The organism is Streptomyces sp. TLI_55 (assembly GCF_900206255.1).
Taxonomy (GTDB): Bacteria; Actinomycetota; Actinomycetes; order Streptomycetales; family Streptomycetaceae; genus Streptomyces; species Streptomyces aquilus.
Genome location: NZ_OAOJ01000001.1, coordinates 4,508,049 through 4,524,453, shown reverse-complemented (window position 1 = coordinate 4,524,453; position 16,405 = coordinate 4,508,049). Strand labels below are relative to the sequence as shown.

General features: G+C 72.0%; 12 protein-coding genes and 2 tRNA genes. 9 read left to right on the top strand and 5 right to left on the bottom strand.

What is annotated here, in order from left to right; translation table 11 throughout:
* Positions 1–38 precede the first annotated feature (38 nt).
* Positions 39–848 carry a glycerophosphodiester phosphodiesterase gene (locus tag CRP56_RS20745; RefSeq protein ID WP_097266103.1) on the bottom strand — a complete coding sequence of 270 codons (810 nt, stop codon included), beginning with the start codon at positions 846–848 and terminating at the stop codon, positions 39–41.
* A gap of 282 nt (positions 849–1,130) precedes the next feature.
* Here CRP56_RS20745 and CRP56_RS20735 point away from each other — a divergent pair, with 282 nt between their 5' ends.
* The gene (locus CRP56_RS20735) at positions 1,131–2,762 is read left to right on the top strand and encodes a S1C family serine protease (RefSeq protein WP_097266101.1); all 1,632 of its coding nucleotides are present in this window, start codon (positions 1,131–1,133) and stop codon (positions 2,760–2,762) included.
* Positions 2,763–2,827: 65 nt separating this feature from the next.
* Positions 2,828–2,914: transfer RNA gene (locus CRP56_RS20730), tRNA-Ser, on the top strand.
* A 130-nt stretch (positions 2,915–3,044) separates the two neighbouring features.
* Here the strand turns inward: CRP56_RS20730 and CRP56_RS20725 are convergent.
* Complete coding sequence (locus CRP56_RS20725) at positions 3,045–3,476, bottom strand: hypothetical protein (protein ID WP_257040849.1); 432 nt, start codon at positions 3,474–3,476, stop codon at positions 3,045–3,047.
* A 145-nt stretch (positions 3,477–3,621) separates the two neighbouring features.
* The gene (locus CRP56_RS20720; protein WP_097266097.1) at positions 3,622–4,518 is read right to left on the bottom strand and encodes a bifunctional DNA primase/polymerase; all 897 of its coding nucleotides are present in this window, start codon (positions 4,516–4,518) and stop codon (positions 3,622–3,624) included.
* 349 nt (positions 4,519–4,867) lie between these two features.
* On the opposite strand from CRP56_RS20720, the gene CRP56_RS20715 reads away from it, so the two are divergent.
* From CRP56_RS20715 to CRP56_RS20690, 6 genes are all read left to right on the top strand, one after another.
* The gene (locus CRP56_RS20715; protein WP_097266095.1) at positions 4,868–5,182 is read left to right on the top strand and encodes a hypothetical protein; all 315 of its coding nucleotides are present in this window, start codon (positions 4,868–4,870) and stop codon (positions 5,180–5,182) included.
* 391 nt (positions 5,183–5,573) lie between these two features.
* Positions 5,574–6,548 (top strand): bifunctional MaoC family dehydratase N-terminal/OB-fold nucleic acid binding domain-containing protein, encoded by a 975-nt coding sequence (locus tag CRP56_RS20710; RefSeq protein ID WP_097266093.1) that lies wholly within the window; start codon positions 5,574–5,576, stop codon positions 6,546–6,548.
* Entirely contained in the window at positions 6,545–7,042 is a 498-nt protein-coding gene (locus CRP56_RS20705; protein ID WP_097266091.1) for a MaoC/PaaZ C-terminal domain-containing protein, read from the top strand. The genes CRP56_RS20710 and CRP56_RS20705 overlap by 4 nt, the downstream gene beginning before the upstream one ends.
* Positions 7,039–8,205, top strand: coding sequence for a lipid-transfer protein (locus CRP56_RS20700; protein WP_097266089.1), 1,167 nt, complete (start codon positions 7,039–7,041; stop codon positions 8,203–8,205). Before CRP56_RS20705 ends, CRP56_RS20700 begins: the two co-directional genes overlap by 4 nt.
* Positions 8,206–8,379: 174 nt before the next feature.
* Positions 8,380–8,946: a SigE family RNA polymerase sigma factor gene (locus CRP56_RS20695; RefSeq protein WP_097266087.1), complete on the top strand. Its 567-nt coding sequence runs from the start codon at positions 8,380–8,382 to the stop codon at positions 8,944–8,946.
* Between the two features lie 132 nt (positions 8,947–9,078).
* Entirely contained in the window at positions 9,079–10,755 is a 1,677-nt protein-coding gene (locus tag CRP56_RS20690; RefSeq protein WP_097266085.1) for a long-chain fatty acid--CoA ligase, read from the top strand.
* A gap of 39 nt (positions 10,756–10,794) precedes the next feature.
* Here the strand turns inward: CRP56_RS20690 and CRP56_RS20685 are convergent, their stop codons facing one another.
* The gene (locus CRP56_RS20685) at positions 10,795–15,246 is read right to left on the bottom strand and encodes a PAS domain-containing protein (RefSeq protein WP_097266083.1); all 4,452 of its coding nucleotides are present in this window, start codon (positions 15,244–15,246) and stop codon (positions 10,795–10,797) included.
* Positions 15,247–15,539: 293 nt separating this feature from the next.
* Entirely contained in the window at positions 15,540–16,013 is a 474-nt protein-coding gene (locus CRP56_RS20680) for an SSI family serine proteinase inhibitor (RefSeq protein ID WP_097266080.1), read from the bottom strand.
* A 171-nt stretch (positions 16,014–16,184) separates the two neighbouring features.
* On the opposite strand from CRP56_RS20680, the gene CRP56_RS20675 reads away from it, so the two are divergent.
* Positions 16,185–16,275: transfer RNA gene (locus CRP56_RS20675), tRNA-Ser, on the top strand.
* The last annotated feature ends 130 nt before the right edge of the window (positions 16,276–16,405 follow it).

Genomic DNA, 16,405 nt, shown 5'->3' with positions numbered 1-16,405 from the left:
GGTCTTTACCAGTGACTCACCGTCAGGCGCCGTGAAGGTCATCGGCCCAGCCGGCGCAGGACCGCCCGGGGCCGGTTGGTGATGATGGCGTCGATGCCGAGTTCCACGCAGAGGTCGACGTCCTCGGGCTCGTTCACCGTCCACACGTGCACCTGGTGGCCGGCTCGTTTCAGTCGCTCGATGTACGCCGGGTGATTGCGCACGATCCGGATCGAGGGCCCCGCGATCCGCACACCCGCCGGAAGCCGGCCGTCCCTCAGCCGGGGCGAGACGAACTGCATCAGATAGACCGTCGGCAGCATCGGCGAGGCGGCACGCACGCGTGCCAGCGAACGGGCCGAGAAGCTCATGATCCGCACCGGTGAGTCGGCGGCCGTGGCGGGTGCCTCCAGGCCGAACCGCTTCAGCAGCACCAGCAGCCGCTCCTCCACCTGTCCCGCCCACCGCGTGGGGTGCTTGGTCTCGATGGCCAGTTCCACCCGCCGCCCCGCGTCCGCGACCAGCTCCAGGAGCCGCTCCAGGGTCAGTACGGAGGTCTCCTCGCGGTCCTCGGGGCGGTGCTCCCAGTCGGGCTCCTCGTCCCGGTTCTTCCAGGAGCCGAAGTCCAGGGCGGCGAGCTCGGCCAGCTCCAGGGCGGAGACCGCCCCGCGCCCGTTGGACGTACGGTTGACGCGTCGGTCGTGGACGCAGACGAGATGGCCGTCGGCCGTCAGGCGCACATCGCACTCCAGGGCGTCGGCACCGTCCTCGATCGCCTTCTTGTACGCGGCCAGAGTGTGCTCCGGGGCCTCTTCGGAGGCTCCGCGGTGGGCGACGACCTGAATGCTGTGCTGCCGTGCGTGGGTCACCGCGTCATGGTGCCATCGTGGCGGGGTACGCGTCGCACGAGGTGGGCGATGACAGGACGAGATGCGGGCGTCGAGATGCGGCCGTTCCGTCCAAAAGGTCCCATATAAAGGATGGTCGCAGACCCACAGGCACCGCTTATGGTGCTCTGACGGCCTGTGGGAAAAGCTGACGGCATACAAAAGCACATGCACAGCTGCATCGCGCCGGACCGTCGGCAAGCGTGAACGAGCGTGACCGAGTGCGACCTTAGGACAAACAGCCGTGGATCGAGGAGACAAGCTGTGAGCACCGAGAACGAGGGCACTGCGGTACCCCCGGCCCCGTCCGCACCTCCCGTGCCGGTGGATTCCCCCGCAGCCTCCCCGGCCTCCCCGCAGGCCGGTGCGCCGGACAGCGGCGCCCCGACGACCCCGCTCCCCACGACGCCTCCGCACGCCCCCGGCGCACCGGAGCAGGAACTGGTGCACGCGGGGCAGGCGCCGGCCTATGCGTCGGCGGGCGCGGACGCGGGCGGCGCGCAGGGGCCGCAGGGCTCGCATGGGGCACAGGGCTCGTACGGGCCGCAGGGTTCGCAGGCCTCGCAGGCCTCGCAGGGTGAGGGCGCCCCGGGTCAGGCCCCGGCACAGGGCGTGCCCGGCTACGGCACCCCGGCCCAGACCCCGCAGGCCCCGGACGCCTCCTGGCCGCCTCCGCCGCCCGCGACCCCGGCGTACGCCGACAGCGGCTCGGGTGGTGCGGGCGGTGCGGGTGCCGGCGGCTGGGGTGCCACCTACCAGCAGCCCGCCCCCAAGGCGGGGCGCGGCCGTGGCGGCCTGATGGCGGCGGTCCTGATCGCGGCCCTGGTCGCGGGCGGCCTGGGCGGCGGCATCGGCTACACCCTGGCCAAGAACGACGACAACGGCTCCTCGACGACCGTCTCCGCCTCCGACAGCGGCGGGGACGTCAAGCGCGACGCGGGCACCGTCGCGGGCGTGGCCGCCGCGGCCCTGCCGAGCACGGTGACCATCGAGGCCGAGTCGAGCAGCGGCGAGGGCGGCACCGGCACCGGCTTCGTCTTCGACCGCGAGGGCCACATCCTCACCAACAACCACGTGGTGGCGGACGCGGTGGACGGCGGCAAGCTGACCGCGACCTTCCCGGACGGCAAGAAGTACGACGCCGAAGTCGTCGGCCACGCACAGGGCTACGACGTCGCGGTGATCAAGCTCAAGAACGCGCCGGGCGACCTCAAGCCGCTGACGCTCGGCAACTCCGACAAGGTGGCGGTCGGCGACTCGACCATCGCGATCGGCGCCCCCTTCGGCCTGTCCAACACGGTCACCACGGGCATCATCAGCGCCAAGAACCGCCCGGTGGCCTCCAGCGACGGCACGGGCTCGAACGCCTCCTACATGAGCGCCCTGCAGACCGACGCCTCGATCAACCCGGGCAACTCCGGCGGCCCGCTGCTGGACTCCCACGGCAACGTGATCGGTATCAACTCGGCGATCCAGTCGACGAGCAGCGGCGGCCTCGGCGGCTCCAGCCAGTCCGGCTCCATCGGCCTCGGCTTCGCCATCCCGATCAACCAGGCCAAGTACGTCGCCCAGCAGCTCATCAAGACCGGCAAGCCCGTGTACGCCAAGATCGGCGCGTCCGTCTCCCTGGAGGACTCCACGGGCGGCGCGAAGATCACCGAGCAGGGCGCCAGCGGCTCCGACCCCGTCGAGTCCGGCGGCCCGGCCGACAAGGCGGGCCTGAAGCCGGGCGACGTCATCACCAAGCTCGACGACTCGGTGATCGACTCCGGCCCGACCCTTATCGGCGAGATCTGGACCCACCAGCCCGGCGACAAGGTCAAGATCACCTACGAGCGTGACGGCAAGACCAACACGGTGGAGCTCACCCTGGGCTCCCGAGAGGGCGACAGCTGACCCCCACGCGCGCGTGGGCACCGGTTACTCTTGTCCCCGCGCCGCCGGGCTGAACGGCGGCGCGGGGAAGCGTGCCCGAGCGGCCTAAGGGAACGGTCTTGAAAACCGTCGTGGCAGCGATGTCACCGTGGGTTCAAATCCCACCGCTTCCGCCGGGTCAGAGAACTAGCAGGTCAGAGGGCGTGCTCCCGAATCGGGGGCACGCCCTCTCTGCTCACCCGGCTTCGTCCGCCATGGGCGTCTTGGCCTCTTCCTTGCCGAGGACGGCTTCGCGCGCCCCCGCTACAGCTCGTGATCTTTTGCCAGTTCCTCCCACGCCACGTCCCGGAGCCCCTCTTCGGCATCGCACCCCGATGGCACCCGGGTCGTCGGCTGGAACCAGATGACCGTGAGGGACGAGCGGTACAGGACCGGATCGTGGGACGGGTTCAGGGCGTGGGAGCGGAAGCTGCCCACGCAGGCCACGGCGGGCATGACCTCCACCGGGCCGAACCCTCCCGCGTACTGGTCGGGGTATTCGCGCGGCGGCGGGACCAGATGGATCGGGGAACTCGGGAACTCCCGCGCGGCCGACCGCAACAGGCCCTGGATCTTCATCTCGTTGACCGGTTTGCAGGGGTAGCCCTCGAGCAGTCCGCCGTAGGTGGAGGAGAGCCGCAGCTCGGAGAGGTCGACGCTGCGGCCGGACGTGAGGACGATGCGGGCCAGGGACATGGTCGGGACTCTAGGGCGGCGGTGCATGGGTGTTCCTCTGGGTTTTCCGGCCGGCGCCCCGGCTCGCGCTGTTCTTTCGGTTTTTCGGTTCCTTCGGGTTCCTTCGGGTTCTTTCGCTTCGTTCGCCGATGTGTGCGACGGCCGGCTACGGCCGATGCCCCGTCATGCGCGCCGCCGAGGCGATCGTCGCGCGGGCCTCGCGTTCGGACAGGCCGGTGTTGAGGGCCGCCTCGACGAGGGGGTCCACGAGGGCGGGGCCGATGCCGTCCTCGTAGGCGCGGCAGGCCGCCCAGAACAGGCGGGTGTTGCGCTGGCCCTCGTGTGCGGCGAGCACGAACTGGACGAGGCCCTGTCCGTGGTCGCCGACCGACGCGGGCGTGGGGTGGTGGGTGGTGCGGGGCGGCGGGAGCAGGAGGCGCAGCAGGGCCGGCGGGCAGGCCGCCGGGGCTAGGCGGCCCGTGCCAGGGGCCGTCGCGTACACGCCGTGGTCGGTGCGGGAGCCGGGGCCGACGAGATAGCCGCCGGCGCCGCGGATGTCGATGCCGGGGGCCAGCCGGCCAGCCGAGTTGGGGACGACCACGTCCGGCGGGCCGCTCAGCCACAGATGGCGGCCGCCGCTCGGGGTCAGGACGACCACGGTGGCCGGGATCGTGAAGAGGTGACGCAGGGCCAGCTCGCGCAGCGCCGCGGAGGAGTCCGTACCGGATTTGGTGTCGAGGTCGACGCCGATCAGATGGTGGGGCGGGAGACCGCACGCGATGCCGTAGCCGGTCGCCCAGGGGGCCGCGGCGAACATCTCGCGGATCCGCGCCGGGTCGGTGGCGGCGTCGTAGACCCCGTGCCCGAAGCGGCCGCACTCGCCGTGGCAGGGCGGGTCCGGCGCAGCCTCGGAGGAGCCGGAGGTCTTGGTTTCGTCGCGGTGCGGGGAGCGCAGCGCCGGGAGCTTCGTCCGGGACAGGGGGATGACGGCCAGTCCGCGTTCGGCGGCGGACAGGGCGTGTGCGAGGGCCAGCGTCGTGGCCTGCCGGTCTGTGGTGGCCATACCTCCATTTTCGTACGAGTGTTCGAAAAAGGGAAGGGAGTTCGGAGGCGACTCGCCAGGCGGAACGGATTGGCCGGAAAAGCGCCGGAACGCTTCACCTCTTGCGGCACTTGGGGTGGAGATGCCCTGACCGAGCCGGTCTGATGCGGTAGATCGCGAAAGGGGTTTATCGACTTGTCCTCACGCTTCAGGGGGAATGATCGCTTCCGGGCTGGTTCGCCGGGGATTCGGTGGGCAACTCTGGTCTCGCGACGTCGTGAACGACACCGAGGCGGTCGGCCAACTGCCTTGGAAACAGCTCTACTTGACGCACTTCCGGCTCAAGAGGCCGGGTTCTGGAGGAAGAAACATGGCAAGCATCCGTACCGCCCGCGTCATCGCCGCCGTCTCCGCCCTTCCGCTCGCCGCGGCTCTGTTCACCGGCGTCGCGGCGGCGGACAACGGCGGCTTCGCGGACGACGGATCGAATGCGGGTGTCGCGAGCATCGTCGGCAGCGGGGTCGGCGGCACCAACAACGGCAACTCGTCCACCACGCAGCAGAACGCGGTCGGCTCCGGCGCCTCGAACCAGAGCAACACCGCCCAGGTCAACGGCTCGGCGTTCACGGCCATCAATCAGGGCAACGACAACACGTCCGTCAATTTCACCCCGCTGTGGTGGTGAGCCGGGGGCGTGAGCTGAGGACGTGAACTGAAGGGAGGGTCGGCCGACCGGGGGGTCGGCCGGCCTGGTCCGACGGGTGTGGTCCGAGGGGTGGTCGTACGGCTGCGCGGTGGTGCTTCGGCGCCACCGCGCAGCCGTTTTCTCATGACCTTGGCAGCCACGCTGGCCTTTCCCGCTGGCCGTGACAGCTCTCGCTGGCCGTGCCGGCTCCCGCTGACCGCGCCGGCTCCCGCCTACCTTGACAGCTCCCACTATCTGACGGACAGTCAGAAATCTTCGCGAAGTACGCGGCCGGATCGTGGAACCCGGGCGGCGGCAGCGGTGTACCAGAAATGACAGAACGCGACGGGCGGGACGGCGGGGACGAGGAAGACAAAGGGGGCTGAGATCCATGGCGCACGAGCCGCGGGCGAGCGACGACTTGGGCAGGCGACTGAAGGCGTACGAGGGACAGGCCGCCGCCGTCTCCGCCGTCGGCAAGGACCCCGTCAACGCGCCCATGATCCGGCACTGGTGCGAGGCCATGGGCGACACCAACCCGGCGTACACCGGCCCGGACGCCATAGCGCCCCCCACCATGCTCCAGGCCTGGACCATGGGCGGCCTCTCCGGTCATACGGGCCGCTCGTCGGCGTACGACGAACTACTCACCCTCCTCGACGAGTCGGGCTGCACGTCGGTCGTCGCCACCGACTGCGAGCAGGAGTACGTCCGCCCCCTGCGCCCGGGCGACGAGATCACGTTCGACGCGGTCATCGAGTCCGTGTCCGACCGCAAGACGACCAAACTCGGCACGGGTTACTTCGTCACGACCCGCATGGACATCCGCGTCGGCCCTGACCTTGCGGGCACCCATCGCTTCCGCATCCTCAAGTACGCACCGGCGCAAAGAAAGCAGGGACCGCAGCAGGAGTTGACTCGGCGCAACAGGCCCCCGCGTCCCCGCCCCGTGATCAATCGCGACAACGCGGGTTTCTGGGAGGGCGTCCGCGAGCGCCGTCTACTGATCCAGCGCTGCACCGCTTGCTCCACCCTGCGTCACCCCTGGCTCCCCGGCTGCGCCGCCTGCGGACACCCGGAGTGGGACACGGTCGAGGCGAGCGGGACGGGCGAGGTCTATTCGTACGTCGTCATGCACCACCCGCCCTTCCCGGCCTTCGACCCTCCCTACGCGGTCGCCCTGATAGAGCTCACGGAAGGCGTACGCATGATCAGCAACGTGATCGGGGTGCCGTACGACGAGGTGCGGATCGGCATGTCGGTGCGGCTCGCATTCGAGGAGTACGACGGCGAGTTGGTGCTCCCTGTCTTCCGCGCCTTCCGCGCGGAGGAGAGCCGCGTCGCCATCGAGGGGAGGCCCGTATGAAGCCCGGTGAACAGCTCCCGCCGCTGGAGATCCCGGTGACCCGAACCCTTGTCGTCGCCGGGGCCATCGCCTCCCGCGACTACCAGGACGTGCATCACGACGCCGAGACGGCCCGGCAGAAGGGCTCTCCCGACATCTTCATGAACATCCTGACCACCAACGGCCTGGTCGGCCGCTACATCACCGACCACTTTGGCCCGACGGCCGTCCTCCACCGCGTGGCCATCCGGCTGGGGGCGCCCAACTACCCGGGGGACACGATGGTGTTGAGAGGCACGGTCGAGGAGGTCGCCGAGACCCCCGGCGGCGCCACGGCGACGGTCCGCGTGGTCGGGGAGAACGGCATCGGCAGACATGTCACGGGCACGGTGACGGTGACGGTCCCTTCGGAAGCCGACGCCCCTTCGAGAGCCGGAGTGCCCACAACGGCCGACGTCCCCTCGGCAGCCGACCTGCCCTCGGAAGCAACCACCCCCGCAGGAGGTGCCGGATGAGCGTCCGCGCCCGTGACACCCTCGGCGGGCGAGCCGCGATCGTCGGGATCGGGGCCACGGAGTTCTCCAAGGAGTCCGGCCGCAGCGAGCTGAAGTTGGCCGCGGAGGCGGTGCGGGCCGCGCTGGACGACGCCGGGCTGACGCCGGCCGATGTGGACGGGATGGTGACGTTCACGATGGACACCAGCCCGGAGATCACCGTCGCCCAGGCCTGCGGGATCGGCGAGCTGTCGTTCTTCTCCCGCGTCCACTACGGCGGCGGCGCGGCCTGTGCGACCGTCCAGCAGGCGGCGCTCGCCGTGGCGACCGGCATGGCCGAGGTGGTGGTCTGTTACCGCGCCTTCAACGAGCGCTCGGGGCGTCGCTTCGGCTCCGGCGTGCAGCACCGGGAACCCTCCGCGGAGGGCGTCGCGCTCGGCTGGTCGCTGCCGTTCGGGCTGCTCACCCCGGCGTCCTGGGTGGCGATGGCGGCGCAGCGCTATCTGCACACGTACGGCCTGACACCGGAGGCCTTCGGACAGGTGGCCGTCACCGCACGCAGACACGCGGCGACCAACCCGGCGGCGTACTTCCACGGCCGCCCGATCACCCTCGCCGACCACGCCGCCTCGCGCTGGATCGTCGAGCCGCTGCGGCTCCTCGACTGCTGCCAGGAGACGGACGGCGGCCAGGCTCTGGTCGTCACCTCGCTGGAGCGGGCGCGGGACCTGCCGAACCCGCCCGCCGTCGTGGCCGCCGCCGCGCAGGGAGCGGGCCGGGCGCAGGAGCAGATGACGAGCTTCTACCGGGACGACCTGACCGGCCTGCCGGAGATGGGGGTGGTGGCCCGCCAGCTGTGGCGGACCTCGGGGCTCACGCCGGCCGACATCGACGTGGGGATCCTGTACGACCACTTCACGCCGTTCGTGCTGATGCAGTTGGAAGAGTTCGGGTTCTGCGGGAAGGGGGAGGCGGCGGAGTTCGTGGCGGAGGGGAGGCTGCCGCTGAACACACACGGAGGACAGCTGGGGGAGGCGTATCTGCACGGGATGAACGGAATGGCGGAGGCTGTGCGCCAGATCAGGGGGACGGCCGTGAACCTCATACCCTCGGCCCGCCGGGTCCTGGTGACGGCGGGGACGGGCGTGCCGACGTCGGGGCTGGTGCTCACGGCGGACGGATGACCCCGCTCCAGTGCCTTCGTGGGACGAGCCCCCAGGGGTCATCCCGCAGTAGTCCCCACCCCCTCGTCCACCCTCAGGAGGTGGAGCCACCCCCACCCCTACAACCTGAGGGGGAGTCGTCTTCGGGACCTGCGGCCGATGAGCCGGAGGCCCCCTCGCTCCTAGCGTTGAGCCATGACCACACCCGTCTGCACCAGCGCTTCGGACGCCGCGGTACCGGCGAGGCCGACCCGCCCGCATGCGACGTACCCCTCCTTCTCGTCGTACGTGAAGGCACGCCAACCGGTGCTGCTGCGTACCGCCCGGTCGCTGACCGCGAACCCGAGCGACGCCGAGGACCTGCTGCAGACCGCGCTCACCAAGACGTATGTCGCCTGGGAGCGGATCGAGGACCACCGTGCGCTCGACGGCTATGTGCGCCGCGCGCTGCTGAACACGCGCACGTCGCAGTGGCGCAAGCGCAAGGTGGACGAGTTCGCGACCGACGAGATCCCGGAGCCCGAGCCGCTGCCCGGCGGCGACGACCCGGCGGAGCAGCAGGCGCTGCACGACGCGATGTGGCGGGCGATCCTGAAGCTGCCGGCGCGGCAGCGGGCGATGGTCGTCCTGAGGTACTACGAGGATCTGAGCGAGGTGCAGACGGCGGAGGTGCTCGGGGTGTCGGTGGGGACCGTGAAGTCGGCGGTGTCGAGGGCGCTGGGCAAGCTGCGCGAGGACCCGGAACTGGACCTCGTCCGCTAAGGGCCTGTCTGACAATTCCCGGTAGCGCCACCCCGCTGTGAACGCAACGTGACGTGATCGATCACCGTCCACTAGTGACATACCGCGCGGTATGTGAGCAGAATCAGCCCAACCCTTACTACCGCGTAGGCAATGTCGCCCCGGGAGGACGCCGTGCTGAGCACCATGCAGGACGTACCGCTGCTGATCTCGAGGATCCTGACCCACGGGTCCACGGTCCACGGCACATCGCAGGTGACCACCTGGACCGGTGAGGGCGAGCCGCACCGCCGCTCCTTCGCCGAGATCGGCGCCCGCGCGGCCCAGCTGGCGCACGCGCTCCGTGACGACCTGGGGGTGGCCGACGACGACCGGGTCGCGACCCTCGCCTGGAACAACGCCGAGCATGTCGAGGCCTACTTCGCGATCCCCTCCATGGGCGCGATCCTGCACACGCTGAACCTGCGGCTCCCGGCCGAGCAGCTGGTGTGGATCGTCAACCACGCGGCGGACCGGGTGGTGATCGTCAACGGTTCGCTGCTGCCGCTGCTCGCCCCGCTGCTCCCGCACCTGAAGACGGTGGAGCACGTGGTGGTGACCGGCCCCGGTGACCGTGCGCTCCTCGAGGGCTCCCACGCGAGCGTGCACGAGTACGAGGAACTGCTCGCGGGCAAGCCGACGGCATACGACTGGCCGGAGCTGGACGAGCGCCAGGCCGCCGCGATGTGCTACACCTCCGGCACCACGGGCGACCCCAAGGGCGTGGTGTACAGCCACCGTTCGATCTACCTGCACTCCATGCAGGTCAACATGGCCCAGTCGATGGGCCTGACCGACCAGGACACGTCCCTCGTCGTGGTCCCCCAGTTCCACGTCAACGCCTGGGGCCTGCCGCACGCCACCTTCATGACCGGCGTGAACCTGCTGATGCCGGACCGCTTCCTGCAGCCCGCGCCGCTCGCCGAGATGATCGAGCGTGAGAAGCCGACGCACGCGGCGGCCGTCCCCACCATCTGGCAGGGCTTGCTCGCCGAGCTGACCGCCAGGCCGCGGGACGTCTCCTCCCTCGGCCAGGTCACCATCGGCGGCTCGGCCTGCCCGCCCTCCCTCATGGAGGCCTTCGACCAGCTGGGCATGCGGGTCTGTCACGCCTGGGGCATGACGGAGACCTCCCCGCTCGGCACCATCGCCCGCCCGCCGGCCCATGCGGTCGGCACGGACGCGGAGTTCGCGTACCGGCTCACCCAGGGCCGTTTCCCGGCCGGCGTCGAGGCCCGCCTCACCGGCCCCGGCGGCGAGCGGCTGCCGTGGGACGGCGAGTCGGCCGGTGAGCTGGAGGTCCGCGGCACCTGGATCGCGGGCGCGTACTACAACGGCCCGGACGCCGAACCCCTGCGCCCCGCCGACAAGTTCAGCGAGGACGGCTGGCTGAAGACCGGCGACGTCGGCACCATCTCCCCCGACGGCTTCCTCACCCTCACCGACCGCGCCAAGGACGTCATCAAGTCCGGCGGCGAGTGGATCTCCTCGGTGGAGCTGGAGAACGCGCTGATGTCCCACCCGGACGTCGCCGAGGCCGCCGTGGTCGCCGTACCCGACGAGAAGTGGGGCGAGCGCCCCCTCGCCACGGTCGTCCTCAAGGAGGGCTCCACCGCGACCTTCGAGACCCTGCGCGCCTTCCTCGCCGACGAGGGCCACATCGCCAAGTGGCAGCTCCCGGAGCGCTGGACGGTCATCGAGTCGGTGCCCAAGACGAGCGTGGGCAAGTTCGACAAGAAGGTGATCCGCAAGCAGTACGCGGAGGGCACCCTGGACGTCACGAAGCTCTGACCAGCACGACCACCGGCACCAACGGGCCCTTCCGAGGGCTCAGTTGGTGCCGATGCGTGCCAGCAGGTCCACGATCCGCGCCTGCACCTCGGCGCTGGTCGACCGCTCCGCCAGGAACAGCACCGTCTCCCCGGACGCCAGCCGCGGCAGGTCGGCCTGGTCGACGGCGGCGGTGTAGACGACGAGCGGGGTGCGGTTGAGCTGCCCGTTCGCGCGCAGCCAGTCCACGATCCCGGCCTGCCGCCGATGCACCTGCAGCAGATCCATCACCACCAGGTTCGGCCGCAACTGCCCCGCCAGCGCCACCGCGTCGGCATCGCTCGCGGCCCGCGCCACCTGCATCCCGCGCCGCTCCAGCGTCGCCGTCAGCGCCAGCGCGATCTCCGCGTGCTCCTCGATCAGCAGCACCCGCGGCGGATGCTGCTCACTGTCCCGCGGCGCGAGCGCCTTCAGGAGTACGGCGGGGTCGGCGCCGTACGCCGCCTCGCGCGTCGCCTGTCCGAGCCCCGCGGTCACCATCACCGGCACCTGCGCGGTGACGGCGGCCTCCCGCAGCGACTGGAGCGCGGTCCGCGTGATCGGCCCGGTCAGCGGGTCCACGAACAGCGCGGCCGGGAAGGCGGCGATCTGCGCGTCGACCTCCTCGCGCGAGTGCACGATGACGGGCCGGTACCCGCGGTCGCTCAGCGCCTGCTGGGTCGTCACGTCGGGCGCGGGCCACACCAGCAGCCGGCGCGGATTGTCCAGCGGCTCCGGCGGCAGCTCGTCGTCCATCGGCTGCGGCCGCGGCGGATCGGCGACCTCCACGGCCCCGCCCGGCCCGTCCAGCGGCTCGGGGCCCTCGGCGGCGTTCTCGTCCGGTGCGCCTATGGCGTACGACCGTCCGGTGCCCTCGGTCATCTGCGCGAGCCGCGACTGCCCGGCGAGCGACGGCTGCGGCGCCGCGGGCGCGGGGGCCTCGGCCGTGGGGTGCGGCCGACCGGCGGCCGGGTCGGGCGGCGTACCGAGCTTGCGGCGCCGACCGGAACCCCCCGGCTGATGCGGCGCGGGCGTGGCGGTCTGCGGCTGCTGCACCTGGGCGGCCTGCCGCGTGAACGGCACCCCCTGCCCGAGCGTCCGCACACTGATCGCCCGCCCCTGCGTCGAGTTCGGGTCGACGGGAGCGGCGGGAACCGCGCCCGCCGCGGCCTCGGCGGGCAGCGGCTGACCGCCACGCGCCTGCGCCGCACCGGCCTCAGGCGGCAACGCCGCCCCGGGCGCGGGCTGCGGAGCCTGTGGCGGTACGGGAACCCCCTCGCCGTTCGCCGGTACGGCAACCCCGGCAACCCCCGCGCCCTCGCTGCCGGCCCAGGCCTGCGGCGCGGCGGCCTCCGCCGGAAGCGGCTGCGCGGGAGCGGCCGCCGGAGCCTGCTGCGGAGCCGACGCCTGCGCGGGCAACGCGGTCTGACCGGTGGCGTTCTGCGGAGGCACGGGAGCGGCAGCGCCAGGAGCGACAGCCTGCGCCGGCACCGACTGAGCGGGCACCGGCTGCCCGGGTGCCGCGGCCGCCGGAACGCCCTGCCCTGCGGTCGCCTGCTGCTGCGCCGGAACCCCCGGCGCGGGCGTCGCCCCGGCGGCCTCCGCGGGCTGGCCCACGGCCCGCCGACGCCGACCGGTAGGCGCGCTCGCGGGGTGCGGCTGCGGCGGAGTGTGATCCTCGGACTGATCGTGCGGCACCGCGTCGTGCCGCCCGTCGTCGACCAGTCCGCCGGCAGGCACGGCCTGCCCGGGAACGTGTACGGCGACCTGAGCGCCGGGCACCTGAGGAGGCACCGCGGCCGAAGCCTGAGCCGGTGCCTGAACCGGCATCTGAGCCGGCATCTGAACGGGAACCGGAACCGGCGCGACCCCCGCCACCTGAGCCGGAACCGGCACGGCCCCCGGCAGCTGAGGCTGCCCTGGAACTTGAGGCGCCCCGGGAATCTGCGGCTGTCCGGCAACCTGAGCCGCCCCAGGAACCTGAGGCTGCCCGGCACCGGCACCGGCACCGGCACCAGCAACGGGCGAAGGCACCCCGGCAACCGGCGAAGGCACCTCAGCCGCCTGCCCAGGCACCCCGCCCCCAGCCACCTCGGGCCCCCGGTCCGCCTCCGCCGGCGGCAAGGCGAACACCGCCCGCGGCCCCGCCTCCTGCGCGGCCGCACGCTCGTTCGCCGCGGCCAGGGCACGGCGCCGACGCCCGGTCGGCTGAGCCTCGCCACCGGCCGCGTCCCCGGACGCCACTGCGGGCAAGGCGGGCGGCAACGCATGCTGCGCAGCCGCGGCCACCCCCTGCGGCGGCACCCCCTGCGACGGCACCCCTTGCGGCGGTACGGTCCCGCCCAGCCCACTGCCCACCGCCGCGGTCCCCGCGGCATGCTCGGCAGCGGTCATGACGGCACCCTCGGAGACCCCCACGCCCCCGCCAACACCCGCAGCGCCAGCCGAACCCGCGCCCGCGGCCACCTCACCACCGGCAACCTCGGCAGGCCGCCCCCGCCGCCGCCCGGTGCCCCCGGACGCGGACTCGTCGGCCGTCTGAGCCGCCGCAACCGGCGCCCCCTGGCCGTCCGCGACCGGCGCCGCCTCGTCCGCCGTACGCCTCCTGCGTCGCCCGGTCGGCACGGTGCCCCCGGCGCCACCGCCCTCACCCGAGCCCTCGGCGGAGCCGTCCGGGTCGGTGAGGTCCTCGCCCTCCAGGAACGCGTCCGTCGTCGCCCGTCGGGCCCGGCGACGCCCGCCCCCCTCGGTGGCCTCCGGGGCCGCCTCGATGGCGGCCGGAGCAGCGGTGGGTGCGGCCGGAACGGCCCCCGCGCCACCCCCGATCGGCACTTCGAGGACGTATGCGCTCCCGCTCATCCCCGGCACTTCATGGGTCTGGAGCACACCGCCGTGGGCCCGCACGATCCCGCGCACGATGGGCTCGTGCACCGGGTCTCCCCCGGCGTACGGCCCGCGCACCTCGATGCGTACGACCTCGCCGCGCTGGGCGGCGGCCACCACGACCGTGTTGTCCATGTAACCGCCCGCCGACACGGGCGCGTTGCCGGTCGCGTCGACGCCGGCGACGTCGGCGACGAGGTGGGCGAGGGCGCGGGCCAGCAGCGCGTGGTCGACCTCGGCCTCGATGGGCGGCGCGTGCACGGCGAACTGCACACGGCCGGGCCCGATGAGCTCGACGGCCCCTTCGACGCCGGCCGCAACGACGGCGTCGAGCATCACCTTGGTCCGGGTGATGCCGTCGGTGCCCGAGTCGAGCCGCTGGTAGGCGAGGACGTTGTCGATGAGCTGGGTGATCCGGGAGTACCCGGCGGACAGGTGGTGCAGGACCTGGTTGGCCTCGGGCCACAACTGCCCGGCGTCGTCGGCGGCGAGGGCGGCCAGCTCGCGGCGGAGTTCGTCGAGCGGCCCGCGCAGAGAGGCGCCGAGCAGCGTCAGCAGCTGCTCGTGGCGCCCGGCGAGCGCCTCGTAACGGTCCTTCTCACGCTCACCCAGCGCCGCGTACCGCTCCTCGCCGGCGGCGAGTTCCTCCGCGTGCCGTTCCTGGAGTTCCTCGACCTCGGTGACGTGCTTCTGGCGCAGCGCGGTGAGTTCGGAGGCGTGCTCCTCCGAGAGCCGTTCGAGCTCGTCCGCGTGCTGCTTCTCGACGGCGGCCTTCTCCTCGACGAGGGCGTCGTACGGCCGCCGGTCGGTGAAGGTCATGACGGCGCCGACGAGCTGGTCGCCGTCGCGTACCGGCGCGGTCGTCAGGTCGACGGAGACCTTCTCGCCCTTCTTCGACCACACCACCTGCCCGCGCACCCGGTGCTTGCGCCCGGAGCGCAGGGTGTCGGCGAGCGGGGACTCCTCGTACGGGAAGGGCGTGCCGTCGGCGCGCGAGTGCAGCATCAGCTCGTGCAGCTCGCGTCCGCCGAGGTCGCTGGCCCGGTAGCCCAGGATCTGGGCGGCGGCCGGGTTGACGAGGACGATCCGCCCGTCGGTGTCGGTCCCGACGACACCCTCGGCCGCGGCCCGCAGGATCATCTCGGTCTGCCGTTGCGAGCGCGCCAGCTCGGCCTCGGTGTCGACGGTGCCGGTGAGGTCGCGTACGACGAGCATCAGCAGTTCGTCGCCGCCGTAGCCGTAGCTGTCGTAGGCCTGCTGGCTGTTCTCGAGGTTGGCGCTGGTCACCTCGACCGGGAACTGGGTCCCGTCGGTCCGGCGCGCGATCATCCGGGTCGGCTTGGTCCGGCCGCGCGGATCCATGTGGTCCGGGCGTCGCATGGAGCCCGGGATGAGCTTGGAGTCGAACTCGGGCAGCAGATCGAGCAGCCCGCGCCCCACGAGCGCGGTGCCCGGGGCCTCGAAGGCCTCCAGGGCGATCGTGTTGGCGTTGACGACGGTCCCGTTGGCGTTGACCAGCACCAACGCATCGGGCAGCGCGTCGAGTATGGCTGCGAGGCGAGCAGCGCCTCGGGATGGCCTGCTGCTCACGAGACGCTTCCTCCCTGTTACCGCACCTTGCCGACCGCTCGGGCCATCTTGCCAACCGGTCCGCAGCGTGTCACGCGAGGGAGTCTAAGGGCTGCGGTTGCGCGCGCGGCCCCGGATGAGAGGGAGGTCGCACGACGAAGTGACGCAGAACGTGTGACCGACTCCCGCGACCTCTTGCTTCGTCTCCGGGGGACCTTCGCGCCGTTTTCACGACTCCGCCGAATCCGCCATGAAATGCCTGTGCGAACACGACAGGTGTACGCCCCCTCTCGCTACGGCCTCTCGCCCCGGCCTCACGCCCTCAGGTCGGGCAGCAGCGGCACCATCCGGTCCCACCGCCCGATCTCGCACCCGTTGCTGCGGTCGTACGTCGCCTCGACGGGCCGCCCGGCCCAGGTCCCGGTGACATGCGCGGTGGCGGGTCCGCCGTACTGCATGGTGCACAGGCTGTCGTCGGGTACGGGGGCGAAGGTGTCCTTGCCCCACTGGGTGCCGCGGTCGAGCGCGGCGCAGGCGCGGCCGGCGTCGGGGTGGGTGCCGCCTCCGGGGTGGCAGTACAGCTCGAAGGTGCCGTCCTTCGCGCCGCCCGCGTTCCGGACGGTGACGGTGAGGTGGTCGCCGGTGCCGAGGTCGTCGCGGGCGGGCGGCGGCATGCGGTCCAGGGCGGTGGCGGGCGAGGCGGCCAGGGAGCCGACGGCGACGAGGGAGGAGGCGCCGGCGACGAGCAGCCGGGCGAACGGGGCGCGGGACTTCCGGAGCAGGGACATGACCTGACTAACGCCGCCCGCCCCGGCCGGTTGCGGCGCGGCCCGGTGACGGTGGGAAGTGCTTTGCCCTGCGGCCCGCCTGCCTAGTACCGTGGGAGGCGATTGGTGACACCGCGCTCGACTGTGTCATCATCTGCACGCACCACTCGCGCTCGCGCGGGCGGCTGTGCTGGAGGCGTCGCCTAGTCCGGTCTATGGCGCCGCACTGCTAATGCGGTTTGGGCCTTAAAGCCCATCGAGGGTTCAAATCCCTCCGCCTCCGCGCTTGATCACGAAGCCCCGGTCCTCGGACTGGGGCTTCGTCGTTGTCCGGCATCGCCCGCGCATGCCGCCATCTGGGCGTTTTCGCAGGTCACAAGGGGTACGGCAAACGGATTTCACATGGCGGCGGC